Below are 26315 nucleotides of genomic sequence, written 5' to 3'. Positions count from 1 at the left end.
ATCGGCGCTTTAGGTTGCAGCTTTAACGGCGGCGTCATCCAGTTCGGATGCGCGTTTCCATGCCGGACGGGCTTGCAGCCGCTCCCAATAGGTGTCGAAGGCCGGACGATGCGGCAGACTGCCGAACATCATGCCCCAGCCAATATGGGAGCCGACATAGACATCGGCGGCTGTAAAACGATTGCCGGTGATATAGAGATGGCGCGATATCGCCTTTTCCAGTGTATCGACGACGCTGTCGTAATTGCCATAACCCATCATGCGCTCGCGGTCCGGCGGGATTTCGAAGCCCATGGAGCGGTTTGAAAGGGCTGCTTCCAGTGGACCGGCGGCGAAGAACATCCAACGATAGAAATCGGCGCGTTCATCCGGGTGGGGCGCAAGTCCAGCTTCCGGAAAGGTGACAGCCAGATAAGCGCAGATGGCCGCAGCTTCGGTGACGACGGCCTCGCCGTGGCGCAGTGCCGGAACTTTCCCCATGGGGTTCACGGCACAATATTCAGGGCCCTTCATCGGAGGGCCAAAGTCGAGAATTTGTACGTCGTAGGGCTTGCCCGTTTCCTCCAGCATCCAGCGTGCGATACGTCCACGCGACATGGGATTGGTGAAAAGCGTGAGGTCAGCCATTTTTTCCTCCTGAACCTGGTTGGCACAGGATGCGCGTTTTCCCATATGAAGCAAATCAAAAAGAAAACGGCGGGATAAACCCGCCGTTTTGCATTTCAATAAAGGAGAGGCGCTAATTAAGCAGCCCCCAATCAGGCAGCCCCCAATCAGGCAGCCATTGCCTTCTTGAGGTTTTCGTCGATCTTGTCGAGGAAGCCGGTGGTGGAAAGCCACGGCTGATCCGGACCGATGAGCAGTGCCAGATCCTTGGTCATGAAGCCGCTTTCGACGGTGTCGACGCAGACCTTTTCCAGCGTGTCGGCAAAGCGCTTCAGCTCGGCATTGTCGTCGAGCTTGGCGCGGTGGGCGAGACCGCGGGTCCATGCGAAGATCGAAGCGATCGAGTTGGTCGAGGTTTCCTCGCCCTTCTGATGCTGGCGGTAGTGACGGGTCACGGTGCCGTGTGCAGCTTCAGCTTCAACGGTCTTGCCATCCGGCGTCATCAGAACCGAGGTCATCAGGCCGAGCGAGCCGAAGCCCTGAGCCACGATGTCCGACTGAACGTCACCGTCGTAGTTCTTACAAGCCCAGACATAGCCGCCGGACCACTTGAGCGCCGAAGCGACCATGTCGTCGATGAGGCGATGTTCGTACCAGATCTTGGCTGCCTTGAACTTGTCGGCGAATTCGGTCTGGTAGACTTCTTCGAAGATATCCTTGAAGCGACCGTCATAGGCCTTCAGGATGGTGTTCTTCGTCGAGAGATAGACCGGGTAGTTGCGCTGCAGGCCGTAGTTCAGCGAAGCGCGGGCAAATTCGCGAATCGATTCGTCGAGGTTGTACATGGCCATTGCCACGCCAGCCGCCGGAGCCTGATAGACTTCGTGTTCGATGGTTTCGCCGTCTTCGCCGACGAACTTGATCGAAAGCGTGCCCTTGCCCGGGAACTTGAAATCGGTCGCGCGGTACTGGTCGCCGAAAGCATGACGGCCAACGATGATCGGCTGGGTCCAGCCCGGCACGAGGCGCGGAACGTTCTTGCAGATGATTGGCTCACGGAAGATAACGCCGCCGAGAATGTTGCGGATGGTGCCGTTAGGCGACTTCCACATCTTCTTGAGCTTGAATTCTTCAACGCGCGCTTCGTCAGGGGTGATCGTCGCGCACTTTACGCCGACGCCATGTTCCTTGATTGCGTTGGCTGCATCGATGGTGACCTGGTCATTGGTCGCATCGCGGTTTTCAACCGACAGATCGTAATATTTCAGATCGACGTCGAGATAGGGATGGATCAGCTTGTCCTTGATGAACTGCCAGATAATGCGGGTCATCTCGTCGCCGTCGAGTTCAACGACTGGGTTCGCAACCTTGATTTTTGCCATGGATGAAGCCTCTTTTTAAATTCGTCGCGCCCCTATAGCACCCGTAGGGAATAAGGCAAAGCTCTCAAGCCTTATTCTTTGGCCTATAGGTGAAATTGGCAGTCAAAAAATTGGGAAGGGTGCTGGTTTGGGTCAGGCAGCGCGATGCGTTGTGATCTCGCCGTTGCGCGGCTTCTTCCAGCTCTCCTGCTGCTGGCGATAATTTTCCTGTTCGCGCGCCAGAATAGCATCGGCGTCGAGCGCGGAAATGGCTGCCGCCTTGTCGGTCGGCACAAGGCCGCTCAGTTGCAGTGAGAGATAGCGCCCGCAGCAGACGCGCAGGAACGAAGCAAAGTTTTCGAGGTCGTGACCTTCCTCGCGGGATTCACCATAAAGCTTGCCGATAAGGCGGCTCACGCTGAGGCCATCACGGGAAGCGACATCTTCCAGTGTCCACCAGAAGAAGTTTTCAAGCCGGACGCTGGTGACGACACCATCAATGCGCAGAGAGCGTGTCACGCTCTGCCAGAGTTCTGGATTGGCACCGATGAACAATCTGCACATGATTTTCTCCCGGATGAAACTCCCCGGATAGTTTTGCGCAATATGAAGCTGCCTGCAACCGATGATGGTTGCAGGCAAGATCAAGTTGGCTCAAGCGTGCGTTATCTTGGTGCCGAGAACGCCAAGGAACTGCGACAGCCACGCCGGATGGGCTGGCCAGGCCGGTGCGGTGACGAGGTTTCCGTCCGTTACAGCCTGGTCGACAGGAATATCGGCATAGGTGCCACCGGCAAGTTCGACTTCCGGGCGGCAGGCCGGATATGCCGAGCAGGTGCGGCCTTCCAGCACGCGAGCAGCAGCGAGCAGTTGTGCGCCGTGGCAAACGGCGGCCACTGGTTTGTTTGCTTCGAAGAAGTGTTTCACGACAGCGATGACCTTATCATCGAGGCGCAGATATTCAGGCCCGCGACCGCCGGGGATGACCAGCGCGTCGTAGCTTTCAGCCTTCACATCAGCGAAGCTGGCGTTGAGCGTGAAATTATGTCCCGGCTTTTCGGAATAGGTTTGATGACCTTCGAAATCGTGGATGGCGGTGGCAACCTGATCACCCGCTTTCTTGCCGGGGCAAACGGCATGAACCGTGTGGCCGACCGCAAGCAGGGTCTGGAACGGGACCATGGTTTCATAGTCTTCGCCGAAATCACCGCACAGCATGAGAATTTTTTTACCGGACATGGCTTCCTCCCTGAATCCTGATTTTCCGTGCGGTTAATCTGGCATGGATGATGTGAGGGCAGGTGTTATTCAGATACTACAAACGCTTTTTGCGCATGAACGTAAGGGGAATCTTTGCGATTTCGCGTCAATTATGTCAGGGAAACGCCACGATCTAATATCACTAGAGCTTTTGGCTCTCGTTTCTTTCAATGTCGCATGGTCGCGGGCGCTCAATGAAGTCATTGAGCTGCGCCATGCTTTAGCGGAAAATATAATGGCAGGAACCGACAAACAGCGCCCCTTTATCGCGGAAGGACCGGCAATCGTGCTGGTGGAGCCGCAATTGCCGGAAAATATCGGCATGGTGGCGCGCGCCATGGCGAATTTTGGTCTGGCTGAACTGCGTCTCGTCAATCCGCGTGAGGAGTTCCCGAGCGAAAAGGCGAGGGCTGCCGCCAGCAAGGCCGACCATGTTATCGACAATGCGGTGGTTTATGACGATCTGCCGTCGGCCATTGCCGATCTGAATTTTGTCTATGCCACCACGGCGCGTGAACGCGACGGCTTCAAGCAGGTTCGCAGCGCCGTTGAGGCTGGCAACGAGTTGCGCAGGCGTTTCAAAACGGGCGAAAAGACCGGTATTCTTTTCGGTCGCGAACGTTTCGGCCTCAGCAATGAGGAAGTAGGCCTGGCCGACGAGTTGGTGACTTTCCCGGTCAATCCCGCTTTCGCTTCGCTCAACATCGCGCAAGCCGTGCTGCTGATGTCCTATGAGTGGATGAAGTCCGGTCTGGAAACGGAGACCGAAACGGTTTTCCGTGGGCCGGAGATGGAACTTGCACCGAAGCAGGAATTGCAGGGCTTGTTCAACCATCTGGAAGAAGCCCTTGATGTCAGAGGTTATTTCCGGCCGGAAGCGCGCAAGGAAATCATGGTCAATAATCTGCGTGCCGTTCTGACGCGCGCCGGTTTCGCCTCGGCAGAATTGAAACTCCTGCGCGGGGTGGTCACCTCGCTTGATGTATTCACGCCCAAGAAACCGCGTGGCTCAGGTGCGCCGGAAGGTCGTGCCCGCAAGCCCGCCCCAGAGGACAAGGCAGAATGAAAGACGCGCCCGTCGCCAGCTTTTCCGCTTCCGTAACAACCGAGAAGGAAAGGCCGATACTGGTCTTCGACAGCGGTATTGGCGGTTTGACGGTATTGCGCGAGGCACGGGTGATCATGCCGGACCGGCGTTTCGTCTATATCGCTGACGATGCCGGTTTTCCTTATGGTGGATGGGAAGAAGAGGCGCTGCGGGCGCGTATCGTCGAGCTGTTCGGCGGTTTCATCGCAACGCATAATCCCGAAATTGCGGTCATCGCCTGCAATACGGCGTCGACGCTGGTGCTGGACGACTTGCGCCGCGCTTATCCGTCGGTGCCTTTCGTAGGAACTGTGCCAGCCATCAAGCCAGCTGCCGAGCGCACTTCATCAGGACTTGTGTCGGTGCTGGCGACACCCGGTACGGTGAAGCGTGCTTATACCCGCGATCTCATCCAGTCTTTCGCCTCGCAATGCCATGTGCGTCTGGTCGGTGCCGACCGGCTAGCGGGCGTTGCCGAGGCGCATATTCGCGGTGAAGAGATTGATGAGGCGCTTGTTGTGGAACAGATCGCGCCGTGCTTTATCGAGAAGGATGGCAGACGCACCGATATCGTGGTGCTTGCCTGCACGCACTATCCATTTCTCGCCAATGTCTTCCGCCGTCTGGCGCCGTGGCCGGTGGACTGGCTCGATCCGGCGGAAGCGATTGCGCGCCGAACCGTATCGCTGCTGCCGGCGCGCAAGGGCGATTTGGAGCTGCATCATCACGACGATTTGGCGGTATTCACCTCGCAGAAGCCGGATTATGCTGTCCGCAGGCTGATGCAGGGCTTTGGACTGCAATTCGCATAAGATATTACTCTTAAAGCCTTGAATTTTCCTGATCTTACGCGATCATGTTCATGATCCGTCGATGAGGAAAAAGCGATGACCGGCACCATACCGCAGATCAAACTTCCTTCAGGTCAGGCCGTTCCTGCCTTGGGACAGGGCACCTGGTATATGGGGGAGAATGCCGGAGAGCGTCACCATGAGGTCGAGGCGCTTCGGCACGGTATCGATCTTGGTATGACATTGATCGACACTGCCGAAATGTACGCCGATGGTGAGGCCGAAGATGTTGTGGGCGAAGCCATAGCCGGTCGCCGCGACGATGTGTTTCTGGTGAGCAAGGTTCTGCCCTATAACGCGTCGCGTCGAGGCACGATTGAGGCCTGCGATCGCAGTCTGGGACGTCTCGGCACGGATCATATCGATCTCTATCTGCTGCACTGGCGCGGACGCCATTCGCTGGCGGAAACAGTGGCCGCTTTCGAGGCGTTGCAGCAGGCAGGCAAGATCGTCGCCTGGGGTGTCAGCAATTTCGATACGAGTGATCTGAAGGAGCTGTCCGGCGTTGCGGGTGGTCAGGCCGTCGCAACCAACCAGATTCTCTACAATCTCACGAGGCGCGGGCCGGAATTCGATCTCATGCCTTGGTGCGATCAGCAGCATATTCCGCTCATGGCCTATTCGCCCATCGAGCAGGGGCGGTTGCTCGGCAATCGCGTTTTGGCAGAGATTGCTACCGAATGTGGTGTTACGCCTGCGGCTGTCGCCTTGGCCTGGACGATGCGGAATGGCAACGTCATTGCTATTCCGAAGTCGTCGAACCTGCATCACGTTCGGGATAACAGAAAAGCCGCAGATCTGCGGCTTTCCGGCGAGCAATTGGCGCGTCTTGACCAGATTTTTGCGCCACCTTCGCGAAAAGTGGCGCTGGAAATGCTCTGATGATATCTTGTCAGATTGAATCAGGTTTCCGATATAACTATCTGTTTTAACTGAAGCTATACCTCTCAAAGGCATTCGTCATCGCGCATGCTTTTTTAGCGGGAGTCTTTCTTTGCCTGTCGCACGCTTGCCGTCTTGCGGTTGCGCCCGCGATCCGCAGCCCGTGTGAAAGTGCTGTGTTTTTCGTTCGGGACATTGCGCATACCGAGATGCGCGTGACGCGTATTGAAGGTCTTGCCTTTTCTTTCGCTGGCGAGCTTTGCTGCAAGCGCCTTCTGGGCGTTGGCGATCAGATCGTCAGCAGCAGCCATCTGTTCGCGGCGTTCGACTTCGCCATTGATACGGGCCACAGCCGTTGCAAGAACAGCAACCTTGAGATGGGAGCCATCATCGCGCTTTGAGGCGGTAGCGCCACGGGCAGCCGACTTGCCACGCATTTCGCGACGGCGCTGGTTGGCCTGATCGCGCGCCTTCTGGCGGCGCTCGCGGATCAGTTTTGCCAGTTTTGCCAGTTCTTCGTCAGACACTTCCTGCAAATGCGGATGCTGGGTCTTTTCCACCAACTCCTTTTCGTCTGCATTGAGCGCGCGCGCCTGATCCTTTCTGCTGACGGCCATGGGATATCCTTTCCTTAAAAGAGCAGTTCCCTTCAAAATCCCAATAAGGATATAGGCCCCGCTTCTGGGCCGGGAAGAGCGTGATTTAAGTTTTTATGTCGCTCTTTTTACAATGATCGCCCGCCGCTCAACCATGGAACTATCATGATGACTTCCCGTTATATGATCTGGAGATCAGCGCGGAGATCAGCACATGGAAATCGTCGAAACTCGCATCGGTTCGATTGGTGGTTTTAAGCTCTACACGGTCGAGTTTATTGCCGAGGGTGATGAAAAAGTATCCGTGATTTTCGAGAATGAAACCGGAGCGGAACTGAAGCGCGATGATGCCATTCGTCGTGCGGCGGTGAAGCTCGGAGCGGCGCTTGGCGTTGCAGCCATGGAGTGCGGGATTGAGCCAGATCGGTTGCTGACGCGCCCAAGCGCAAGGCGGGCAGGTGACCGGGCGGAACTGGAGCGCCAGTTGGATGAAGGGCTGGAGGATACGTTCCCCGCGAGCGATCCGGTGTCCGTCACCAGTTCTGCAATACCTGCCTCCGCCGATCCGAAATCCTGAGACCTTAAAAGCAGAAAAGCCGAAGCATCTGCCTCGGCTTTTCGTGTTGAGAAATTGAATCTCTTTTTTGGTTTAACTCTATGAATTATAGTCAAAATCAGAGATTTCGGCGCTTGCCTTCCAGAATGTCCAGAACCGCGCGCGCGCAGTCCAGCACGTTGGAGCCGGGACCGAATACGGCAGCGACGCCGTGGTCGAAAAGGTACTGATAATCCTGACGTGGCACCACGCCGCCGCAGACCACGACGATATTTTCAGCGCCCTTGGCTTTCAACGTTTCAACAAGTTGCGGCAGCAAGGTTTTGTGACCGGCGGCGAGGGACGACACGCCAATGACATGCACTTTCGACTTGATCGCCATGTCGGCGGCTTCGTCGGGTGTCTGGAACAAGGGTCCGGCCAGAACTTCGAAACCGATATCGCCGAAGGCCGACGCAATAATCTTCGCGCCGCGATCATGTCCGTCCTGCCCAAGCTTGGCGACCATCACTTTCGGCTTTGCGCCGCTATGCTGGGAGAATTCTTCCAGCCGCGATACCAGCATCTGATATTCCGGCTCGTCCTTATAGGCGTCGCCATAGACCTTGCGAATGACTTTCGGCTCGGCAGCGTGGTCACCGAAAGCACGGCGCATGGCGTCGGAGATTTCGCCGACTGTGGCGCGAGCACGGGAAGCTTCCACAGCGGCGGCAAGAAGATTGCCTTCACCGCTGGTCGCGATTTTCTCAAGTTCAGCAAGAGCCGCTTCCACCTTCGTCTTGTCACGCGTCTGGCGGATACGCTCGATGCGGGCAATCTGCGACTGGCGCACAGCGGTATTGTCGATTTCGAGAATGTCGATCTCGTCTTCCTGTTCCAGACGGAACTTGTTGACGCCGACGATCACTTCCTCGCCCTTGTCGACTGCAGCTTGCCGCCGGGTGGCAGCTTCTTCGATCAGGCGCTTCGGCAAACCGCTTTCGACGGCCTTGGTCATGCCGCCCAGACCTTCGACTTCATCGATCAACGCCCAGGCTTTTTCCGCCAGTTCATTGGTCAGGCTCTCGATGTAGTAGGAGCCTGCCAGCGGATCGACCACTTTCGTCACGCCGGTCTCATTCTGGAGAATGAGCTGCGTGTTGCGGGCAATACGTGCCGAAAATTCGGTAGGTAAAGCAATGGCTTCGTCGAAGGCGTTCGTATGCAGCGACTGCGTGCCGCCCAGTGCTGCCGACATAGCCTCGAATGCCGTGCGCACGACATTGTTGTAGGGGTCCTGTTCCTGCAGCGATACACCAGACGTCTGGCAATGGGTGCGCAGCATCAGTGAGCCCGGCTTTTTCGGCTCGAATTCCTTCATGATGCGCGTCCAGAGCAGGCGTGCAGCACGCAGCTTGGCGATTTCCATGAAGAAATTCATGCCAATGGCGAAGAAGAACGACAGGCGACCGGCGAAGTCGTCGACATTCAGGCCCTTTTGCAATGCCGCACGCACATATTCGCGCCCGTCGGCCAGAGTGAAGGCCAGTTCCTGCACCAGCGTCGCACCCGCTTCCTGCATGTGATAGCCAGAGATGGAAATCGAATTGAATTTCGGCATTTCCGTCGCGGTATAGGCGATGATGTCCGCAATGATCCGCATGGATGGTTCCGGCGGATAAATATAGGTGTTGCGGACCATGAACTCCTTGAGAATGTCGTTCTGTATGGTGCCGGAAAGCAGATCGCGCGACACGCCCTGTTCTTCACCCGCAACAATGAAATTGGCGAGGATCGGGATGACCGCGCCATTCATGGTCATGGAAACAGAGACTTTTTCAAGCGGAATGCCGTCGAAGAGGATTTTCATGTCTTCGACGGAGTCGATGGCCACGCCCGCCTTGCCAACGTCGCCCACAACACGCGGATGGTCGCTGTCATAGCCGCGATGGGTGGCAAGGTCGAAAGCAACCGAAACGCCTTGCTGCCCGGCGGCAAGCGCCTTGCGGTAAAAGGCGTTGGATGCTTCGGCGGTGGAGAAGCCGGCATATTGGCGGATGGTCCACGGACGCCCGGCATACATGGTGGCGCGCGGGCCACGAACGAAAGGCTCGAAGCCGGGCATGCTGTCGAGATGACCGACATTTTGCAGATCATCCGCCGTGTAGAGCGGCTTTACGTCGACGCCTTCCGGCGTATGCCAGACAAGGCTATCCGCCGGACGCTTCAGTTCCTTCTCGGCCAACGCTTCCCAATCCGCGCGGGTTTTCTGCGTCATTGGCTTCTTCTCCATCCCATCCTGCCCTCACCCTGAGGTGGGAGCGTAGCGACCCTCGAAGGGCGAGGGTCCAGTTCATCAGTATATCGATCCTGTCCGGCTTCCCCATCCTTCGAGACGCACCCTGCGGGCGCTCCTCAGGATGAGGAAACTACGGCTGGAGGAGGCGCGAAGCGCCGTCTCCAGGATCACTCGAATTCCATGATCAGCTCATCGACGGCAAGGCTCTCTCCGGCCTTGACCGCAATGCGCTTGACGGTGGCGCGGCGCTCTGCGCGGAGCACGTTTTCCATCTTCATGGCTTCGACTGTTGCAAGCGGCTGCCCGGCTTCCACCGTAGCGCCTTCCTCGGCCAGAATCGAGGTGATGACGCCCGGCATTGGGCAAAGCAACATTTTCGACGTATCCGGTGGCAGCTTGACCGGCATTAGCTTTGCCAGCTCCGCAACACGCGGTTTGCGCACATGCGCCGTCAGGTCCATGCCGCGCCAGCGCAGCCGCCAGCCGGACCCTGCACGGGCAACTTTCACGCTGACCGGTTTGCCGCCAACGGTGAATGTGGCAAGTTGGCTGCCGGGGTGCCAATCGCTGGCAATGGTGAGGTCGCCGCCATCGGCGAAATTCACCGTTGCGCCGCCTTCGCCATCCGCAAGGCGGACGGGCACCAGATGATCGCCGATCTTCACAACCCAGTCGTTACCCGGCTTAACGTCCTGATCAGAAAGGCGACCAGAAATCTGTCCATCGCGGGTGACGACGGTGAGATTGATATGGGCTGCGACAGCGGCCAGCAGGCGGGCATCGTCTTCTGACGGTGTAACGCCAGCGAAGCCATCCGGATATTCCTCGGCGATGAATGCCGTGGTCAGCGCACCGGCTCTGAAGCGCCGGTGATCCATAACAGCGGACAGGAACGGCAGATTATGGCCGATGCCTTCAACTTCAAATGCGTCGAGCGCATTGCCCATGGCGTCGATTGCGGCAAGGCGATCCGGACCCCAGCTGCAAAGCTTCGCGATCATGGGATCGTAATACATCGAGATTTCGCCCCCCTCGAACACGCCGGTATCATTGCGGATGACGGTTCCATCTTCGCGACGGCCTTCCACAGGCGGCCGGTAGCGGGTCAGGCGACCGATCGATGGCAGGAAGTTGCGGTATGGGTCTTCGGCATAGAGACGGCTCTCCATGGCCCAGCCGTTGAGCTTTACGTCTGCCTGACCGAAGCGCAGCTTTTCACCGGCGGCGACGCGGATCATTTCTTCCACGAGATCGATGCCGGTGATGAGTTCCGTCACCGGATGCTCCACCTGCAGGCGGGTATTCATTTCTAGGAAATAGAAATTGCGGCTGCCATCGACGATAAACTCAACCGTACCGGCAGAATAATATCCCACCGCCTTGGCAAGCGCGACGGCTTGTTCGCCCATGGCCTTGCGGGTTGCTTCGTCGAGGAAAGGTGAGGGCGCTTCCTCGATCACCTTCTGGTTTCGGCGCTGGATCGAGCATTCGCGTTCGCCAAGATAGACGACGTTGCCGTGCTGGTCGCCGAGCACCTGAATTTCGATATGGCGCGGCTGGGTGACGAACTTTTCGATGAAAATGCGGTCGTCGCCGAAGGAGGCCTTGGCTTCGTTGCGCGACAGCTGAAAGCCTTCGCGGGCTTCCTCGTCGTTCCACGCAATACGCATACCCTTACCGCCACCACCGGCAGACGCCTTGATCATCACCGGATAGCCGATCATGCCTGCGATCTTCACCGCTTCGTCGGCATTCTCGATCAGCCCCATATGGCCCGGCACGGTGGATACGCCTGCTTCCGCGGCCAGCTTCTTGGAAGTGATTTTGTCGCCCATCGCGTCGATGGCGTTCACCGGTGGTCCAATGAAGGTGACATTGGCTGCCTTCAGCGCTTCGGCAAAGCGCGGGTTTTCCGAAAGAAAGCCGTAGCCGGGATGTACGGCATCCGCGCCGGTCGCCTTGATGGCACCGAGAATCTTGTCGATGACAATGTAAGACTGGTTGGAAGGTGCCGGGCCGATATGCACGGCCTCGTCGGCCATTTTCACATGCAGCGCATTGCGGTCGGCATCGGAATAAACCGCCACCGTCGCAATACCCATCTTCTTTGCGGTCTTGATCACACGGCAGGCAATTTCGCCGCGATTGGCAATGAGGATTTTCTTGATCATTTTATCTACTCAACTGAACCGGATCACAGCGGAATGGTGTCGTGCTTTTTCCAGGGCGTGCTCTGCTGCTTGTTGCGCAAGCTGGCAAAAGCGCGTGCAATGCGGCGGCGCGAGGAATGCGGCATGATTACCTCGTCGATGAAGCCGCGCTCCGCAGCCACGAACGGATTGGCAAAACGCGTCTCATATTCCTTCGTGCGTGCGGCGATCTTTTCAGGGTCGCCCAGTTCCGAACGGTAGAGAATTTCCGTTGCGCCCTTGGCGCCCATCACGGCGATTTCCGCCGTCGGCCAGGCGTAGTTGATATCCGCACCAATATGTTTGGAGGCCATCACGTCATAAGCACCGCCATAGGCCTTGCGCGTGATGAGCGTGACCATCGGCACCGTCGCCTGACTATAGGCAAACAGCAGCTTTGCGCCGTGCTTGATGACGCCGCCATATTCCTGCGCTGTGCCCGGCAGAAAGCCCGGTACGTCCACAAGGGTCAGGAGCGGTATTGAGAAAGCATCGCAGAAGCGCACGAAGCGCGCTGCCTTGCGTGAGGAATCGATGTCGAGGCAGCCTGCCAGCACCATGGGCTGGTTGGCGACGACGCCGACGGTCTGGCCTTCGATGCGCAGGAAGCCGGTAATGATATTCTTGGCGAAGGCTTCCTGAATTTCGAAGAACTCGCCTTCGTCGGCCAGTGCGAGGATGAGTTCCTTCATGTCGTAAGGCTTGGTTGCGCTGTCGGGGATCAGCGTATCGAGCCGCATTTCAAGTCGCGACGGGTCGTCATGGACCGGGCGAACCGGCGGCTTGTCGCGATTGTTGAGCGGCAGGAAGTCGAACAGGATGCGCACCTGTTCCAGCGCTTCGATGTCGTTCTCGTAAGCGCCGTCAGCGACCGACGACTTTGCGGTGTGCGCGCGCGCGCCGCCCAGTTCTTCTGCGGTGACGATCTCATTCGTGACGGTCTTCACCACATCCGGGCCGGTGACGAACATGTAGGATGAGTCGCGCACCATGAAGATGAAATCCGTCATGGCAGGGGAATAGACCGCGCCGCCCGCGCAGGGGCCCATAATGACCGAAATCTGCGGGATGACGCCGGAAGCATCGGCATTGCGCTTGAACACATCGGCATAACCGGCCAGCGAAGCGACACCTTCCTGAATGCGTGCACCGCCGGAATCGTTGAGGCCGATGACTGGTGCGCCGTTCTTCATCGCCATATCCATGATCTTGCAGATCTTCTGGGCATGGGTTTCCGACAGCGAGCCGCCGAGAACGGTGAAATCCTGACTGAACACGTAGACCTGACGGCCATTGATCGTGCCCCAGCCGGTGACAACGCCATCGCCCGCCACTTTCTGCTCCGCCATGCCGAAATCGGTACAGCGATGCGTGACATACATGTCGAACTCCTCGAACGATCCTTCGTCGAGAAGCACTTCGATGCGTTCGCGTGCGGTCAGTTTGCCTTTGGCGTGCTGGGCGTCGATACGACGCTGGCCACCGCCAAGACGCGCTTCGGCGCGGCGGGCTTCGAGCTGTTCTAGGAGTTCCTGCATTATTGCGACCTTCGAAAGTCGGTTATGAAACTGAAATGATAGGCATTTTTATATGCGTTTTCTGAAACGCTTAAAGCGCTTGTGAGCCGTCTAGAAAAGCTTGAAAAGGTGCGATTGTGTAAGTTATAAATTTGCAAATAGCAAAATGCGAAATTGCGAAAATGGCACCCAAGAAGCTTTATGTCGGCAGGAAGATACGCGAAATCCGCGAGCAGCATAAGGCGACCCAGTCGGCTTTTGCTGAACGTCTCGGTATTTCAACGAGTTATCTGAACCAGATCGAGAATAACCAGCGTCCGGTTTCGGCTGCTGTCCTGTTGGCGCTGGCTGAAAACTATCAGATCGATATCGGCGCAATCTCGCTTGGCGATGATGACCGGCTGCTATCGGCGGTTTCCGAGGCGCTGGCTGATCCCGTATTCGACAATTACAAGCCGAACCTTCAGGAACTGAAACTCATCACCCAGAATGCGCCGGGGCTGGCCCATGCCCTGATTGCGTGTCATCAGGCTTATCGGCGCAACAGTGAGCAGCTTGCCAGTCTCGATAACCAGCTGGGGCGCGCACCCTCGATAGCCGAGCCCGCGCCTTATGAGGAAGTGCGCGACTTCTTTCATTTTATCGACAATTATGTGCATGAGATTGATGTTGCAGCGGAAAAGCTTGCGGAGCAATTGGATATTCCCGGACGGGACATCGGCGTAGCCCTGCCGCAATATATGGAAGAGCGGCATCGGGTGCGGCTGGCAAGAGCTGGCTCCGACGAGGCGGTTCTGCGCCGCTTCGATCCGGTGGCGCGGGTTCTCTATCTCAACCCCTATTCACCTGCTTCCACCCGTCATTTTCAGATTGCGTTTCAGATCGCCGAACTTGAAATGGAAGATCTGGTCAATGCGATAGCAAGACGAGCCGATTTTCGCTCGGTTGAAGCGGTGGAGATTTGCAAGATCGGGCTGCGAAACTATTTCGCTGGAGCGCTGGTCATGCCTTACCAGACTTTCCTCGCAGCGGCGAAGGAGTTGCGCCATGATCTTGAACTGCTGGCTTCGCGCTTCGGGGCCAGTCTGGAGCAGGTTGCGCATCGTCTCAGCACCTTGCAGCGCTCCGGCCAGCGCGGCATCCCCGTGTTTTTCGCGCGCATCGACCGCGCAGGCAATATCACCAAGCGCCACAGTGCCGCCAAGCTGCAATTTGCGCGTTATGGTGCTGCCTGTCCGCTCTGGAATGTGCATCAGGCCTTTGAAATGCCGGGGCGGATTATTCGCCAGTTGGCCGAAACGCCCGATGGCGCACGCTATCTTTGCGTGGCGACCGAACTGACGAAAAGCGAAGGAGGCTTCAACGCTCCGCAGCGGCGCTATGCCATCGCGCTTGGCTGCGAAGTCGGCTACGCGCATGATTTCGTCTATGCGGATGGTCTCGATATCACGGCGCGGTCAGCCTTCGACCCCATTGGCGTTTCATGCCGTATTTGCGACCGTGCGGAATGTGTGCAGCGCGCTGTACCGCCGCTCAAAAGCAGGTTGGCGGTCGATCACGACCGCCGTGGAATCCTGCCGTACCGGTTGATGTAGATAGGGTATTTCTGGTTTCAATTGAAACCAGAAATACCCTATCCATTTGTTTTGACGCACATCTTATCCGAAAACCGTTTCACACTTTTCGGGATGTGCTTTAGAAACCGGCATGTTCCTTGAGGAAATCGGCTTCGTCTTCCGTCGTGCTGCGGCCTAGCACCTTGTTGCGATGCGGGAAGCGTCCGAACTGCTCGATGATATTGTGGTGCTCGCGGGCAAAGCCGAGCGAGTATTGGTCGCCGAGTTTTTCATAAAGATCCACACAGCGGCGTTGGTTGTCCAGATTTTCGCTGTGCATGAAGGGCAGGTAGAAGAACTGCCGCTCATCGGCGGAAAGCTGCCGGTCGAAATCGTGGTCAAGCGCCTGCATGGCCACATCCAGCGCCAGACCGTCGCTCTCGAAGGAGCGGGACGCGCCACGGAACATATTGCGCGGGAACTGGTCGAACAGAATGGTCAGGGCCAGCGCGCTTTCCGGTTGCTGTTTCCAGGATTCGAGCTTGCCAGCACGTGCATCTTCATAGGCTGCTGCGAATTTTTCGCGAATCTCTTCGTCGATAGCGTCGCTTTTCGTGAACCAGTTTTCACGCATCTTGGCAGAAAACCAGAATTTGAGCACATCTTGCGGTTCAATAGCCATTGGGGGCCTCCTTGTCTGGTTTTTCGTCTTTTGTTTCAGGCTCAGGAACTATTGAGCCTTGGGCGGAGCCTGATCCGGCTGCGGGCAGGGCGGCTCTCCCTTGAAGTTGCGAGACATACAGGCGAATCGGTCAAAACTCTTGCCCGTATCCATGGCGGCGTTCCCCGCACCACCGCAGCCCGTCAGGATGATGCCGGATAGCAGGGTGAGGGAGATGAAGATACCGGGTCGTTTCATGGTGTTTTCCCGAAATTGGACAGGCGCTGTAGGCTGACAAGATAATAGGTACGGCCGCAACGCAGAACAATAGAGCGGTTACCGGCTGTTGTCCTTGCGTACATCCGAAGGTTCACATTCTCGCCAGATTAATTGGGTATGATTGCAACCATTAACCGGTCAGCAAGTTCTATCTTCTAGTAGCGATCGGTAATGGCCTCGTGGCGGAATGCAACGCAGGGAGCCTGCAAACTCCCCTGTCCTTGGTTCAAACCCAGGGCGAGGCCTCCATCATCCCCTTCCTCGATAATTTGGCACATTCTGTTCCGGGATCCACACATCCTGCGGTGCTGCGCCGGTCTGGTAAAACACGTCAATCGGGATGCCGCCGCGCGGATACCAGTAACCGCCGATGCGCAGCCATTCCGGTTGCAGAAGGTCCACCAGACGCTTGCCGATGGTGACTGTGCAATCTTCATGGAAAGCACCGTGATTGCGGAATGAAAACAGGAAGAGCTTGAGCGATTTGCTTTCCACCAGCCAGCGATCCGGCACATAGTCGATCATCAGATGGGCGAAATCCGGCTGGCCCGTCATGGGGCAGAGCGAGGTGAATTCCGGCGCGGTAAAGCGTACGCAATAGCGCGTGCCATGCTGCGGATTGGCGACTTTTTCGAGAACGGCTTCTTCGGGCGAGGTTGGCACGCCGGTGGTCGAACCCAGCTGGGTCAAGCCGGAATATATCGTGTTTTCTGACATTTAAGCGCCTTTCGTCAGGTTGCGGCGCAGCCAGTTTCGCGCTTATGCGCGCAGCACAAGCATTGCTGCTTGGCTCTTGTCCTTGTTTTGACCGGGTAGGCTGCGACCGGTGGCAAAATTGCCGATGCGGCTGACTATCAGCCAGCCGAACCTGCGTAAAGTAAAAAGCAATTTGGATGCAGGAAGGCCCGCGCGAGGGGGCGGCGCGGGCCTTCCTTAAACCGGCTTCAATCGGCTTGCTTTAACGCATATTCCGAAAACCGTTCCAGACGTTTCAGAATATACTCAGCGGCGATCCGAGATCGCACATCCGATGGCCACGCCGATCAGAATGCCGAGAATGCCGGCTGTCCCGAACAGCGTAGTCGCCGTTCCGGGGTTCTCGCGTATCGTTTCCGCCACCACTTGTCCGCGATCACGAACAGCCTGCGCCGTGTGCCGCAGCCGACCCGATACGTCATCCATTGCGTCTTCCGCACGCTCCCGGAATTCTCCGGATTGGGAGGCAAGCGTACGGGAAAGACGTTTCAGCTCACCGCGCATATCGGCGATCTGCTTTTCCAAAGCCTGCTGGATATCGTTGGTGGTCTTGTCTTCGGCCATTTGTCGTCTCCGTTTACTGATGCAGGGAAAACGTGCGGAAGGCCGTTCGGTTCCATTCCATTTCAGAGCCGTGTGGGGCTTATGGTAAACGGATCATAAACCATTTTAATTTACCAATTTCGAATACATGAACTGTCTGGAGCGGGGCCAGAATGTATATCGAGAATGGTGCGCCTATCAGCCGAAACGAGCCGGTTTCAGCACGTATCGTCAAAGCCGCAGCGCTTGCGCAATGCTGCATTGACCAGCAGGAGCCGCAGCAATCTCGTGCCTTTGCTGAAGCAAGCCTGACGTTGATGCTGGATGATCCGTCGCCCAAAGTGCGTATCGCCATGGCCGATGTTCTGTCTACCAGCGCGCATTCCCCATTGCATATCGTCACGGCGCTTGCAGCCGATCAGCCGGAAGTGGCGGGCTATATTATCGCCCGCTCGCCGCTGCTGAGCGAAGCAGACCTTATCGACCGTGTTTCCTTCGGTGCGCCGCTGATCCAGCTGCTAGTTGCGGCTCGCCCGCATGTTTCAATCGCGCTTGCTGCCGCTATTGCAGAAGTCGGCACGTTCGAATCGGTCGCCGAACTGCTTCGCAACGGTTGTGCGCGGATTGCCCCGCTGTCATTCCGTCGGATCGCGGAGCGCTGTGGACATGAGCCGCATGTGCGTGAGGCGTTATTGGCGCATCCGCAACTGCCTGCCGATTGCCGTCATTTGCTGGTGGTGAAGGTTGGCGATGCCTTGAAAGAAATGCCGCTGGTCAATCGTCTTCTGGGCGAGCGGCGCGCTGCGAAGCTCGTCGGCGATGCCGCCATGCGTGCTTCCATCGACATTGCCGAGGCCTGCTCACATGAGGAGTTGCCTGCCGTTGTGGAGCATCTGCGTCTGCGCGGTGAGGTGACGACCAGTTTCATCATCCGCGTTGTCGCAGGGGGCCGCATCGATCTGTTCGCGGCTTTGATGGCGTCGTTATCCGATCTCGATGAAGACCGCATCTGCTCGATCATCTCGCATGGACGCCCGGCAGCGCTGGTCGCATTGCTGCGTTCTGCCGGTTTGGCGGATGCCACACATGCTGCGCTGATTGCAGCCGTCGAGGCATGGCGCGCCGTTGCCAGCGGACGCAGCAAGTTCGGCCCGGTTGAAGTCTCGGCCTTGATGCTCGAAACCGCTGGCAAAAGCAGACAATTGGCCGCAAATGACGATCTGTTCGCGTTGCTGCGCTCAATCCATCAGGAATTCATGCGCCAGACCGCGCGCGACAGGCTGAGCCTGATGTCGGTCGCCTGATCGATTATGATTTGCGGGATGGGATGAGCAGGCTTAGAAAATAGCCTGCGGTCGTTCCGCAGACGGCGCCCGCAGCCTTGAACAGGAAATCTGCGATTTCCCCGTGACGCCCAGGCGCCAGACGCTGCAAAAGCTCGAACGCGCCTGCGCAGCCAACTGTCAGCAATAAGACCGATAGCCAATGGCGGGGGTAGGCGAGGGAAAAAAGCGCACCCACGACAAAGAATGCTCCGAAACGTTCAACATTCGCAGGTTCACCACTGATCGGACGCAAGTTGATCGGGCCGACTGTGACGATGAGAATGAAGACGAGGACAAGCCAGGCAACAATGCGCAAAAAACGCTTCATGAAAGTGTGTCCTCTATCCGGCTCTATTCTTCACTGTGATCGCCCTCAGCTTCGTCCTGCCGGGGATCGCCGCATCGGGCATACATGCGGTCTGTAACGGATTTTTTTAGATTATTGCCGAATGGCAGTTCGTAATGCGCGATGACATCGACGCCCATACACCATTTAACATCGTGCGGCGAGAGGCCATAATTGGTTTCCAGAAAGGCCGTCACATATTGAATGCCTTCGTCGCACGTGTCTGTTTTGCAGAATTTGCCATCCTGCGCGAGCTGGCGAATCGATCCTTCGCCGATCTTGACCACAATAGGCTCGACCGCAAATGGAACCGCGCCGCCGATTGCGATGACGATGAGTCCGATCAATGTGGATTTTACCGAGCGCCGCATAAATTGCCGTCATACCTGTTTCGTGATGTCGCTATAACGCATGATCGGCAATATCATGGCAAGATCGCCTAGCCGGATACAGCGCTATATTGCTGTTTTAATGCGTCTTTTCTGCGAGTATTCGCGCATTTTCCGCAATTTCTGCCTGTTATAGGCCCAAGATTGCGGCTCCTAAAAGAATGCCAATATTTTAGTATGTGACGGATTGATGTTGACTTTTACGTAAATGCAGTTGCACAACATTCAATCATTTGGTGCTTGTCCCAAAAACTGTGTGACGGTTTTTGGATAAGATGAGTGTAAAATAAAGATTGAGGGTGCAAGTCTGATTCATTCAGTTCAAAATGTGCTCTTAAGTAAGGTGTGATGATCGTGGTGCGCGAATATTATACGATTACGGAGTTGACGCGGGAATTCGGAATATCGACCCGCACGCTGCGTTTCTACGAGGATGAAGGACTGATCGCGCCTGTTCGGCGTGGCCGGACCCGTTTGTTCCGTCCGTCTGACCGTCACCTTCTCAAGCAGATTCTGCGCGGCAAGCGTCTGGGCTTCTCCATTGCCGAGATTCACGAGATCATCCAGATGTATCGCGAGCCCCCCGGCGAAACGGGTCAGCTCAAGCTTTTGATGAAGCGCGTTGAAGAAAAACGCGACGACCTGCGCCAGAAGCGCCGCGATATCGACGAAACGGTCGGCGAGCTGGATCAGATCGAAGAAGCTTGCATTGAGCGGCTGGCGGAGCTCGGCGTCAGTACGTAACACCGCTTATTCGGGTTGTGTATCGGGAACTGGCGAACACATATTCGCAATCTCGCGCACCGTGCTGTTGTTCTGCTGATCGGCCTTGCCGGTAAAGACATCATCAAACAGTTGCGCCTTGTCGAGTTCACTCACGACGCAGCCGCAGAACGCATTGCAAAGCGCTTCGCTGCCGGTTTGCGAACAAGCCGCCACGCATGACTGCGTAAAGGCTTCTCTGGGCGCTGGTCGGGCAGGCGGCGCGATCTGCACAAACACATAAACCAGCGAAATGAGCACCGGCTGGTGGATGAGGTAGAAGGCAAGGCTGTGCCTGCCGATGAAGGTGAGCGGCTTTTGCAGGAAGGTGGGCTTGATGCCTCCCGCAAGCAGTGCCAGCAAATTGTAACGCTCGGCGATACGCGCAGCCGCAATCCCCACCAGAACAGCGCCAAACCATGGGAACAACGGCACATAGTCGTTGGAACGTATGGTGACGGTTGAAAGCCCGACAAACGCCAGTGCTGGATGATTGAAAATCTCGGCTCTGGCAAAATAGGGCGCGGCGATCACCAACACTGCGACGATCAGAGTCACAATCCACGGCAGGCGCAAGAAGAGCAGGCCGAGAACGCTCGCCAGTGCAATCTGATGCAGAATGCCGAAAAAGATGAAGCTCTCTGGCGACATCAGATAGGTGACGCCGGTAATGGCCGCTGCTGCGACCACGATCTGCGCCAGACGTATGCCTACCGAACGCCAGCGTATGCCGCGACCATGGGCCAAAACGAGGCTGAAACCGACAAGAAACAGGAAGCTGGAGGCGATGCAGCGTGCAAACAGTTTCCAACCGCCCTGTGCCGTCGTCGCCGGCGCCATATAGCCAAAAAACTCCAGATCCCAGCCAAAATGGTAGATCGCCATGGCGATCAGCGCGATGCCGCGCGCTATATCGATGCGCCCGAGACGCCCCAGCGAGGTGCGAGGGCTGGCAGGTGTGGTTTCTGCTTCGGCAGTGTTCTGCATGGTGCTTTCCGGCTCCGATTCCTCGCAAATCTCTAACACAGCCTGCGGCCAATTCTATAGTATTGCGATAAGCGGGATTCGATCCCGCATTGGTCGGTATGCTCGGGGCTTCATAGTGTTCTATAGTTTTTCAAAACTTTTCTGGCTTTTCTTTCAACCGCTTACGATCATTTTCCTGTTCGTTTTGCTTGGCTTTGTGGCCCTATGGATAGGCTTTCGCAAAACCGGTCTGGCCGCGCTGGGCGCGGCAGCGCTCATTTTGTTTGTCAGCGCCTTCACGACGCTTGGCGCTTTGTTTCTCGCGCCGCTTGAAGACCGTTTCCCAAAAGCCGCGTTGCCGGAGCATGTCGACGGCATCGTTGTGCTGGGCGGTTATATGAACGGTGACATCAATGCGGGACGGCCGGGATTTGAACTGAACAGCGCCGCCGACCGTATCGTGGAAGCTATGCGACTTGCGCGGCTTTATCCGAATGCAAAGGTTATTATTTCTGGCGGCGAGGGCGCATTTTTTGAAGAATCGAGCAGTGAAGCCGACACGACCCGGGCGCTTTTGAATGATCTGGGTTTCTCCGGGGATCGCTATATTTACGAGAACAAGTCGCGCAATACGGTTGAAAATGCGGTGTTCTCGAAAGAGCTGGCCCAACCCAAGCCGGGTGAAAAGTGGTTGCTGGTGACCTCCGCTTATCACATGCCGCGTTCTGTCGGCTGTTTTCGCAAGGCCGGTTTCGACGTGATCGCTTGGCCAGTCGATTACAAGACGCGCCTCAACGAAAAACTCTCCATCTATCTGGAGTCACCCAATGACGCTCTGTCGCGCTTCAGCGTGGCAATGCGGGAGTGGGTGGGACTGGCCGCTTACCGGTTCACAGGCAAGACAGATATGTTCCTGCCACAACCCTGATGCCGCAATTCCGCCGTCACTATAAAGCTTTTGTTAACGAAAAAAATTCGTAAGCATTTGATTAGAAATAATTTTTTGAAGTGCGGCGCTGGCACTTTTAACAGATCGCCGCATTTCAGCCGCTTTTCGCCGTTGCTTTTCGCGCTCCACATAGCTATATGATTGGTAACAGTGACGTGATCAAAACCGCTGTTATCCGGACCGATACACAATAGGGTTATGAAAAGTTCCATGGACGAAACCGTTCAAAAATCCTGCTGGGGCGTTACGCTCTGGGCAGTCATTGGGCTCGCCGCTATCATTCTCATGGCCTATCTCTTCTCTGTCTGATCGATGAGGCGCTGCGGATCAGACTGATCCGAAGGCAGCGCGGAAACAGAGCTACGCATTCCGGAAAATTGATGCCGCATTTCGGCAATCCGTTTGCGTTATTCCTTTCCTACACTATCTGATATGAATGTACCGAAACGCGTGTTGTATTCGCTTGCGCATACAACTGTCCTGACAGGGTCAGCGTTACGGTCAAAGCTTGGTCAGTCCTCGCATGTCGGCGGGCTGTAGAAGGTGTGGAATGTTTCTGTCGGTTTTCGATCTCTTCAAGATTGGTATTGGGCCTTCCAGTTCCCATACGATGGGGCCCATGACGGCTGCCCGAATGTTTCTCAATGAGATCATCAGCGGCAACTGGCCTCGGCCTGCGCATTCCAAGATCGTTCGCCTGAAAGCGAGCCTGCACGGTTCGCTGGCTTATACAGGCGTTGGTCATGCGACCGACCGCGCGGTCATACTTGGCCTTTGCGGTTTTCTGCCGGACACAATCGACCCCGATATCATGGATGCGGAAGTAGAGAAGGTTCTGGCGAGCAAGAAAGTGCAGCCGGAAGGCCATCCGGCCTATCAGTTCGATCCGGCGGTCGATCTCGTTCTCGACCGCAAGACGCCGCTTCCCGGCCACGCCAACGGCATGGCATTCTCCGCTTATGACCGTGACGACAATCTCCTGTTGCGCCGTGCATATTTTTCCATTGGTGGCGGCTTTGTCGTCACCGAGGAAGAGTTGAGCCGCGTCCAGCGCAGCGGAGCGAAGCAGGACGACAAGGCCGATGTGCCTTATCCTTTCCGCAATGCCGCCGAGATGCTGGTCATGGCCCATGATAGTGGGCTGTCGATCGCTGAAATGAAGCGCGCTAATGAAGAAGTGCATATGTCGCGTGACGAACTCGACGCAGGACTGGATCGCGTCTGGGGCGCTATGCGCGGCTGTATCGAGCGCGGCCTGAGCCGTGAAGGCATCATGCCCGGCGGGCTGGGCGTTCGTCGTCGTGCGCGGCATATCCATGACAAACTTCAGGATGACTGGCGGAACAATCGCAGCAATCCGCTGCTCGCCAATGACTGGCTGTCGGTCTATGCCATGGCGGTCAACGAGGAAAACGCCTCGGGCGGCAGGGTGGTTACGGCCCCGACCAATGGCGCGGCGGGCGTAGTCCCGGCGGTCCTCCGCTATTATCTGCATTTTCACGACGATGCCGACGAGAAGGGCATACGCGATTTTCTGCTGACCTCGGCAGCTATTGGCGGCGTTATCAAGCACAATGCGTCTATTTCAGGTGCTGAAGTTGGCTGTCAGGGCGAGGTGGGTTCCGCTTCGGCAATGGCTGCTGCCGGACTTGCCGCAGTTCTCGGCGGTTCGCCCGAACAGATCGAAAATGCCGCTGAAATCGCGCTGGAGCATCATCTTGGCATGACGTGCGACCCGGTCGCCGGACTGGTGCAGGTGCCGTGCATCGAACGCAATGCGCTGGGTGCCGTGAAGGCGGTGACCGCTGCGTCGCTGGCAGTGAAGGGCGATGGCAAGCATTTCGTGCCGCTGGATGCCTGCATCGAAACCATGCGCCAGACCGGCCATGACATGAGCGAGCGCTACAAGGAAACCAGTCAGGGCGGTCTTGCTGTGAACGTGGTGGCCTGCTGAGCGCTCGAGCCTGTTCCAAAAGTCGCCCTGTGCGGCTGCAAATGGCAATTTGAAATCTGCTTTCGCATAATCTGAATCGAAAAGTCTACAACTTTTCGGGATTATGCGAGGCTTCCGGTGCTCACGTCCTTGAGTACGCTCCGCTCCGGTACTCGAAAATCACCATTTTCGCACACACACGCCGCTTTTTGATTCAGGCTCTCAATTTTAGGAGAACGCGATTCTTCACGCTTGAAGCGGTCGCGTCCCTTGGTTAAACCGCTTCTATGGCTCTCAATCTCGTCAAGCTTTGTGTCGGTTGCGATAGTATCGAAGATCTCGCAGCCTGGATCGATTTCCGTCTCGCCGAACAGCGGGGCGCTGGGCTTGTGCCCGAACAGACCCACACGACGCGGATGGTGCCAAAACGCATTGATGAGCTGCTTGAAGGCGGTTCGCTTTACTGGGTCATCAAGGGCAATATCCAGTGCCGTCAGCGATTGCTGGATGTCCGACCCTTTACGGATGAGGCGGGCATCAGCCGCTGCCACTTCGTGCTGGAACCGAAGATCGTTCCGACGGAATGGCAACCGCGCCGCGCCTTTCAGGGGTGGCGTTATCTGAGCGACAATGAAGTGCCGCGTGATGAAGCAGCCGGAAAATCGGGCAGAGCGGCACTTCCCGCCGAACTGCGTCAGGAACTGGCCGCACTCGGGCTGCTCTGATTTGAATGTCTTTTAAAACAAAAAGCCCGCCGATCGGCGGACTTTTTCATTTCAAAGTTTGGGAGGTCAATTATTTTCCTTGTCCAGTACCATGTAGTCGAGCGGCAGTTCAGTTGTGTACTTGATCTGCTCCATCGCAAAGGATGACGACACGTCGCGGATTTCGATCTTGCTGATCAGTCGCTTGTAGAAGGCGTCATAGGCCGCAATATCCGGCACTGCGACGCGCAGAAGATAATCGACATCGCCGCTCATGCGGTAGAATTCGATAACTTCGGGGAATTCCTGCACGACTTCCGAGAAGCGCTTGAGCCATTCATGGCTGTGCGAGCTGGTGCGCACCGATACGAAGACCGTCACACGCGCATTGACGCGGATCGGGTCGAGGATCGCCACACGGCGCTTGATGACACCATCTTCTTCAAGCTTCTGGATACGACGCCAGCAAGGCGTTGTGGAAAGGCCAACCTTCTTGGCAACGTCTGCCACTGCCAATGTTGCGTCTTCCTGCAATAAGCGCAGTATTTTTCTGTCGAGCCTGTCCATGCGTTTCCGTTCCCGGTTTTAGAAATCGTTTCCCGAACTTTGCGAGTGTGCGAAACGTCATACCTTATGATGTGCTATCGACAGAAGTTACAGGAAAAATATTCTTATGAAAACCGATCTTGTAAAATTTATTTATCGTCGTTGATGAGGCTTCGGACTTTTGCCTGAACAATAGGCACAACCTCTTCATCGAACCATGGATTGCGCTTCAGCCAGCCACTATTGCGCCAGGAAGGATGAGGGAGCGGCAGCACGATACGTCCGGCCTTGTTGGGCGTTTCAATGAAGTGCCGCCAGTTCTTCACCGTTTCGGTCAGATTGCGCCCGCGATAGTCGGGAAGATGGTAGGCTAACGCATATTGCCCGACCACCAGAACGAACTCCAATTGTGGCATGGCTGCAAAGACACGGTCATGCCATGTCATGCGGCATTCGCGGCGCGGGGGCAGGTCGCCGCCATGTTTGTCATAACCGGGAAAGCAGAAGCCCATGGGAACGATGGCAAACCGGGCAGGATCGTAGAACTCTTCACGGGTCGTTCCGAGCCATTGCCGCAGGCGGTCGCCGGATGGATCGTTGAACGGCAGGGATGTATTATGCACGCGGATACCGGGCGCCTGTCCGCATATGGCAATGCACGCCGTATTGGAGACAATACAGACCGGGTTGGGCTCATGCGGCAGCGGTGGTTGAAACAGCGGCTCATCGCGGCAGATGCGACACGCTTTGATCGACTGACTGAGCGTGTTCAGGTCTTCCATGAAGCTTCGCTCCGGATTTTGGGATGTCGTCATCGGAAATAATTGATGAGGGCAGTGATACGCTCTTTAATATAGTGAGTGAATGCGCTGAAGCTATTGTGCCCGTTCGTCTGAGCGCTGCCATGGTTCGTTTGCGCGTTTTCGCTTTCGCGCGGATTTTCCTTTCGCCATGACGAGGGCTTTTCAAAGCGGCCAGCCCAGATGCCGCGACCATTTTTGCGGGCGTCCGCTTCCTCGCGCTCATAATCGCCATAGGCAATCGCCCAACCCTGTTGGACCATCCAGCTATTCAGATCGGTTTCGCCGAGGTAACAACGCGCCAGATCGCGGCCATAGCGGTCAAAGCCCTCCGTCTCGCACCGAATCGGTGTTCTTCCGATTCTTGCCCGCAAGAAATTGCGAGCCTCCGTGCCGCAATCGTAAAGAATACCGTTTCGCTCGCAGGTCTGCGCCATCTCCGGCGCATCGATGCCCTTCAGGCGAATATGCACCTTGTTTATGATCACCGTATCCCCATCTATCACATAGACGGGGCCGTCGCGCGTTTCGGTCGGACGCTTTTCATCCGGCAGGTATGAAATACCAACGATAATCGCGGAAAAGAACAATAAAGTCAGTATGATGCTGCGAAATCC

The 26315-nt window shown here is 56.5% G+C and carries 28 protein-coding genes; 10 read left to right on the top strand and 18 right to left on the bottom strand.

The annotated features are described in order from the left end of the window. Positions 1-9: 9 nt before the first annotated feature. The 4 genes from ACTJKP_RS13950 to ACTJKP_RS13935 all read right to left on the bottom strand — a co-directional run bounded on the left by ACTJKP_RS13950 (position 10) and on the right by ACTJKP_RS13935 (position 3206). The gene (locus ACTJKP_RS13950) at positions 10-627 is read right to left on the bottom strand and encodes a glutathione S-transferase family protein (protein WP_440631077.1); all 618 of its coding nucleotides are present in this window, start codon (positions 625-627) and stop codon (positions 10-12) included. A gap of 146 nt (positions 628-773) precedes the next feature. Beyond that, a complete protein-coding gene (locus ACTJKP_RS13945; RefSeq protein ID WP_078340802.1) occupies positions 774-1988 on the bottom strand; it encodes an NADP-dependent isocitrate dehydrogenase in 1215 nt (404 codons plus the stop codon). A gap of 132 nt (positions 1989-2120) precedes the next feature. Then, on the bottom strand, positions 2121-2531 hold the full coding sequence (locus tag ACTJKP_RS13940) for a ribbon-helix-helix domain-containing protein (protein ID WP_440631076.1): 411 nt from the start codon (positions 2529-2531) through the stop codon (positions 2121-2123). Positions 2532-2621: 90 nt separating this feature from the next. Beyond that, the gene (locus ACTJKP_RS13935; RefSeq protein ID WP_440631075.1) at positions 2622-3206 is read right to left on the bottom strand and encodes a DJ-1/PfpI family protein; all 585 of its coding nucleotides are present in this window, start codon (positions 3204-3206) and stop codon (positions 2622-2624) included. 256 nt (positions 3207-3462) lie between these two features. Here ACTJKP_RS13935 and ACTJKP_RS13930 point away from each other — a divergent pair, with 256 nt between their 5' ends. From ACTJKP_RS13930 to ACTJKP_RS13920, 3 genes are all read left to right on the top strand, one after another. After that, complete coding sequence (locus tag ACTJKP_RS13930) at positions 3463-4293, top strand: RNA methyltransferase (protein ID WP_078340840.1); 831 nt, start codon at positions 3463-3465, stop codon at positions 4291-4293. After that, on the top strand, positions 4290-5126 hold the full coding sequence (murI, locus tag ACTJKP_RS13925) for a glutamate racemase (RefSeq protein WP_440631074.1): 837 nt from the start codon (positions 4290-4292) through the stop codon (positions 5124-5126). The genes ACTJKP_RS13930 and murI overlap by 4 nt, the downstream gene beginning before the upstream one ends. Before the next feature lie 75 nt (positions 5127-5201). After that, on the top strand, positions 5202-6047 hold the full coding sequence (locus tag ACTJKP_RS13920) for an aldo/keto reductase (protein WP_440631073.1): 846 nt from the start codon (positions 5202-5204) through the stop codon (positions 6045-6047). A 95-nt stretch (positions 6048-6142) separates the two neighbouring features. Here ACTJKP_RS13920 and ACTJKP_RS13915 read toward each other — a convergent pair whose 3' ends face one another. Further along, complete coding sequence (locus ACTJKP_RS13915) at positions 6143-6664, bottom strand: hypothetical protein (RefSeq protein WP_440631072.1); 522 nt, start codon at positions 6662-6664, stop codon at positions 6143-6145. A gap of 193 nt (positions 6665-6857) precedes the next feature. Here ACTJKP_RS13915 and ACTJKP_RS13910 point away from each other — a divergent pair, with 193 nt between their 5' ends. After that, positions 6858-7220 carry a hypothetical protein gene (locus ACTJKP_RS13910; RefSeq protein WP_078340808.1) on the top strand — a complete coding sequence of 121 codons (363 nt, stop codon included), beginning with the start codon at positions 6858-6860 and terminating at the stop codon, positions 7218-7220. A 97-nt stretch (positions 7221-7317) separates the two neighbouring features. Here ACTJKP_RS13910 and scpA read toward each other — a convergent pair whose 3' ends face one another. The 3 genes from scpA to ACTJKP_RS13895 all read right to left on the bottom strand — a co-directional run bounded on the left by scpA (position 7318) and on the right by ACTJKP_RS13895 (position 13204). Next, entirely contained in the window at positions 7318-9456 is a 2139-nt protein-coding gene (gene scpA / locus ACTJKP_RS13905) for a methylmalonyl-CoA mutase (protein WP_440631071.1), read from the bottom strand. A gap of 188 nt (positions 9457-9644) precedes the next feature. Continuing rightward, positions 9645-11648 (bottom strand): acetyl-CoA carboxylase biotin carboxylase subunit, encoded by a 2004-nt coding sequence (locus ACTJKP_RS13900; protein WP_440631070.1) that lies wholly within the window; start codon positions 11646-11648, stop codon positions 9645-9647. A 23-nt stretch (positions 11649-11671) separates the two neighbouring features. Further along, a complete protein-coding gene (locus tag ACTJKP_RS13895; protein WP_440631069.1) occupies positions 11672-13204 on the bottom strand; it encodes an acyl-CoA carboxylase subunit beta in 1533 nt (510 codons plus the stop codon). Positions 13205-13365: 161 nt separating this feature from the next. On the opposite strand from ACTJKP_RS13895, the gene ACTJKP_RS13890 reads away from it, so the two are divergent. Next, complete coding sequence (locus tag ACTJKP_RS13890) at positions 13366-14778, top strand: helix-turn-helix domain-containing protein (protein WP_440631068.1); 1413 nt, start codon at positions 13366-13368, stop codon at positions 14776-14778. A gap of 100 nt (positions 14779-14878) precedes the next feature. On the opposite strand, the gene ACTJKP_RS13885 is transcribed toward ACTJKP_RS13890, so the two are convergent. The 4 genes from ACTJKP_RS13885 to ACTJKP_RS13870 all read right to left on the bottom strand — a co-directional run bounded on the left by ACTJKP_RS13885 (position 14879) and on the right by ACTJKP_RS13870 (position 16999). Next, entirely contained in the window at positions 14879-15421 is a 543-nt protein-coding gene (locus ACTJKP_RS13885) for a DUF924 family protein (RefSeq protein ID WP_440631067.1), read from the bottom strand. A gap of 48 nt (positions 15422-15469) precedes the next feature. Next, positions 15470-15658, bottom strand: a complete 189-nt coding sequence (locus ACTJKP_RS13880) for a hypothetical protein (protein ID WP_440631066.1) — start codon at positions 15656-15658, stop codon at positions 15470-15472. 270 nt (positions 15659-15928) lie between these two features. Then, positions 15929-16396, bottom strand: coding sequence for a preQ(1) synthase (gene queF / locus ACTJKP_RS13875; protein ID WP_182514696.1), 468 nt, complete (start codon positions 16394-16396; stop codon positions 15929-15931). Between the two features lie 285 nt (positions 16397-16681). After that, on the bottom strand, positions 16682-16999 hold the full coding sequence (locus ACTJKP_RS13870) for a DUF883 family protein (protein WP_078340814.1): 318 nt from the start codon (positions 16997-16999) through the stop codon (positions 16682-16684). 152 nt (positions 17000-17151) lie between these two features. Between ACTJKP_RS13870 and ACTJKP_RS13865 the strand changes: the two genes are divergently transcribed. Beyond that, positions 17152-18282, top strand: a complete 1131-nt coding sequence (locus tag ACTJKP_RS13865; RefSeq protein WP_440631065.1) for a DUF2336 domain-containing protein — start codon at positions 17152-17154, stop codon at positions 18280-18282. 4 nt (positions 18283-18286) lie between these two features. Here the strand turns inward: ACTJKP_RS13865 and ACTJKP_RS13860 are convergent, their stop codons facing one another. After that, on the bottom strand, positions 18287-18631 hold the full coding sequence (locus tag ACTJKP_RS13860) for a VanZ family protein (RefSeq protein WP_440631064.1): 345 nt from the start codon (positions 18629-18631) through the stop codon (positions 18287-18289). Between the two features lie 23 nt (positions 18632-18654). Beyond that, entirely contained in the window at positions 18655-19020 is a 366-nt protein-coding gene (locus ACTJKP_RS13855; RefSeq protein ID WP_440631063.1) for a hypothetical protein, read from the bottom strand. 375 nt (positions 19021-19395) lie between these two features. Between ACTJKP_RS13855 and ACTJKP_RS13850 the strand changes: the two genes are divergently transcribed. Beyond that, on the top strand, positions 19396-19782 hold the full coding sequence (locus tag ACTJKP_RS13850) for a MerR family transcriptional regulator (protein WP_078340841.1): 387 nt from the start codon (positions 19396-19398) through the stop codon (positions 19780-19782). A 6-nt stretch (positions 19783-19788) separates the two neighbouring features. Here ACTJKP_RS13850 and ACTJKP_RS13845 read toward each other — a convergent pair whose 3' ends face one another. Then, a complete protein-coding gene (locus ACTJKP_RS13845) occupies positions 19789-20787 on the bottom strand; it encodes a heparan-alpha-glucosaminide N-acetyltransferase (protein WP_440631062.1) in 999 nt (332 codons plus the stop codon). A gap of 115 nt (positions 20788-20902) precedes the next feature. Between ACTJKP_RS13845 and ACTJKP_RS13840 the strand changes: the two genes are divergently transcribed. The 3 genes from ACTJKP_RS13840 to ACTJKP_RS13830 all read left to right on the top strand — a co-directional run bounded on the left by ACTJKP_RS13840 (position 20903) and on the right by ACTJKP_RS13830 (position 24373). Next, positions 20903-21694: a YdcF family protein gene (locus ACTJKP_RS13840; RefSeq protein WP_440631061.1), complete on the top strand. Its 792-nt coding sequence runs from the start codon at positions 20903-20905 to the stop codon at positions 21692-21694. 571 nt (positions 21695-22265) lie between these two features. Beyond that, complete coding sequence (locus tag ACTJKP_RS13835; protein WP_440631060.1) at positions 22266-23669, top strand: L-serine ammonia-lyase; 1404 nt, start codon at positions 22266-22268, stop codon at positions 23667-23669. A 266-nt stretch (positions 23670-23935) separates the two neighbouring features. After that, positions 23936-24373, top strand: a complete 438-nt coding sequence (locus ACTJKP_RS13830; protein WP_151589489.1) for a DUF1489 family protein — start codon at positions 23936-23938, stop codon at positions 24371-24373. A 66-nt stretch (positions 24374-24439) separates the two neighbouring features. Here ACTJKP_RS13830 and ACTJKP_RS13825 read toward each other — a convergent pair whose 3' ends face one another. The 3 genes from ACTJKP_RS13825 to ACTJKP_RS13815 form a co-directional block, all read right to left on the bottom strand. Continuing rightward, positions 24440-24919: an Lrp/AsnC family transcriptional regulator gene (locus tag ACTJKP_RS13825; protein ID WP_078338480.1), complete on the bottom strand. Its 480-nt coding sequence runs from the start codon at positions 24917-24919 to the stop codon at positions 24440-24442. Positions 24920-25047: 128 nt separating this feature from the next. Next, a complete protein-coding gene (locus ACTJKP_RS13820; RefSeq protein ID WP_440631059.1) occupies positions 25048-25680 on the bottom strand; it encodes a uracil-DNA glycosylase family protein in 633 nt (210 codons plus the stop codon). Between the two features lie 29 nt (positions 25681-25709). Next, complete coding sequence (locus ACTJKP_RS13815; protein WP_440631058.1) at positions 25710-26186, bottom strand: thermonuclease family protein; 477 nt, start codon at positions 26184-26186, stop codon at positions 25710-25712. Between the last annotated feature and the right edge of the window lie 129 nt (positions 26187-26315).

Source organism: Brucella sp. 22210, assembly GCF_052045675.1.
In the GTDB taxonomy this organism is placed as follows: domain Bacteria; phylum Pseudomonadota; class Alphaproteobacteria; order Rhizobiales; family Rhizobiaceae; genus Brucella.
This window is presented reverse-complemented; position numbering and strand designations above follow the sequence as displayed.

Excerpts from the sequence above, each read along its gene's own strand:
- ACTJKP_RS13870 (WP_078340814.1), bottom strand. The coding sequence starts at position 16,999 with ATGGCCGAAGACAAGACCACCAACGATATCCAGCAGGCTTTGGAAAAG.
- ACTJKP_RS13835 (WP_440631060.1), top strand. The coding sequence starts at position 22,266 with ATGTTTCTGTCGGTTTTCGATCTCTTCAAGATTGGTATTGGGCCTTCC.
- ACTJKP_RS13845 (WP_440631062.1), bottom strand. The coding sequence starts at position 20,787 with ATGCAGAACACTGCCGAAGCAGAAACCACACCTGCCAGCCCTCGCACC.
- ACTJKP_RS13895 (WP_440631069.1), bottom strand. The coding sequence starts at position 13,204 with ATGCAGGAACTCCTAGAACAGCTCGAAGCCCGCCGCGCCGAAGCGCGT.
- ACTJKP_RS13860 (WP_440631064.1), bottom strand. The coding sequence starts at position 18,631 with ATGAAGCGTTTTTTGCGCATTGTTGCCTGGCTTGTCCTCGTCTTCATT.
- ACTJKP_RS13820 (WP_440631059.1), bottom strand. The coding sequence starts at position 25,680 with ATGGAAGACCTGAACACGCTCAGTCAGTCGATCAAAGCGTGTCGCATC.
- ACTJKP_RS13900 (WP_440631070.1), bottom strand. The coding sequence starts at position 11,648 with ATGATCAAGAAAATCCTCATTGCCAATCGCGGCGAAATTGCCTGCCGT.
- ACTJKP_RS13880 (WP_440631066.1), bottom strand. The coding sequence starts at position 15,658 with ATGAAACGACCCGGTATCTTCATCTCCCTCACCCTGCTATCCGGCATC.
- ACTJKP_RS13930 (WP_078340840.1), top strand. The coding sequence starts at position 3,463 with ATGGCAGGAACCGACAAACAGCGCCCCTTTATCGCGGAAGGACCGGCA.
- ACTJKP_RS13935 (WP_440631075.1), bottom strand. The coding sequence starts at position 3,206 with ATGTCCGGTAAAAAAATTCTCATGCTGTGCGGTGATTTCGGCGAAGAC.
- ACTJKP_RS13915 (WP_440631072.1), bottom strand. The coding sequence starts at position 6,664 with ATGGCCGTCAGCAGAAAGGATCAGGCGCGCGCGCTCAATGCAGACGAA.
- scpA (WP_440631071.1), bottom strand. The coding sequence starts at position 9,456 with ATGACGCAGAAAACCCGCGCGGATTGGGAAGCGTTGGCCGAGAAGGAA.
- murI (WP_440631074.1), top strand. The coding sequence starts at position 4,290 with ATGAAAGACGCGCCCGTCGCCAGCTTTTCCGCTTCCGTAACAACCGAG.
- ACTJKP_RS13890 (WP_440631068.1), top strand. The coding sequence starts at position 13,366 with ATGGCACCCAAGAAGCTTTATGTCGGCAGGAAGATACGCGAAATCCGC.
- ACTJKP_RS13830 (WP_151589489.1), top strand. The coding sequence starts at position 23,936 with ATGGCTCTCAATCTCGTCAAGCTTTGTGTCGGTTGCGATAGTATCGAA.
- ACTJKP_RS13940 (WP_440631076.1), bottom strand. The coding sequence starts at position 2,531 with ATGTGCAGATTGTTCATCGGTGCCAATCCAGAACTCTGGCAGAGCGTG.
- queF (WP_182514696.1), bottom strand. The coding sequence starts at position 16,396 with ATGTCAGAAAACACGATATATTCCGGCTTGACCCAGCTGGGTTCGACC.
- ACTJKP_RS13885 (WP_440631067.1), bottom strand. The coding sequence starts at position 15,421 with ATGGCTATTGAACCGCAAGATGTGCTCAAATTCTGGTTTTCTGCCAAG.
- ACTJKP_RS13920 (WP_440631073.1), top strand. The coding sequence starts at position 5,202 with ATGACCGGCACCATACCGCAGATCAAACTTCCTTCAGGTCAGGCCGTT.
- ACTJKP_RS13945 (WP_078340802.1), bottom strand. The coding sequence starts at position 1,988 with ATGGCAAAAATCAAGGTTGCGAACCCAGTCGTTGAACTCGACGGCGAC.
- ACTJKP_RS13910 (WP_078340808.1), top strand. The coding sequence starts at position 6,858 with ATGGAAATCGTCGAAACTCGCATCGGTTCGATTGGTGGTTTTAAGCTC.
- ACTJKP_RS13865 (WP_440631065.1), top strand. The coding sequence starts at position 17,152 with ATGTATATCGAGAATGGTGCGCCTATCAGCCGAAACGAGCCGGTTTCA.
- ACTJKP_RS13855 (WP_440631063.1), bottom strand. The coding sequence starts at position 19,020 with ATGCGGCGCTCGGTAAAATCCACATTGATCGGACTCATCGTCATCGCA.
- ACTJKP_RS13950 (WP_440631077.1), bottom strand. The coding sequence starts at position 627 with ATGGCTGACCTCACGCTTTTCACCAATCCCATGTCGCGTGGACGTATC.
- ACTJKP_RS13825 (WP_078338480.1), bottom strand. The coding sequence starts at position 24,919 with ATGGACAGGCTCGACAGAAAAATACTGCGCTTATTGCAGGAAGACGCA.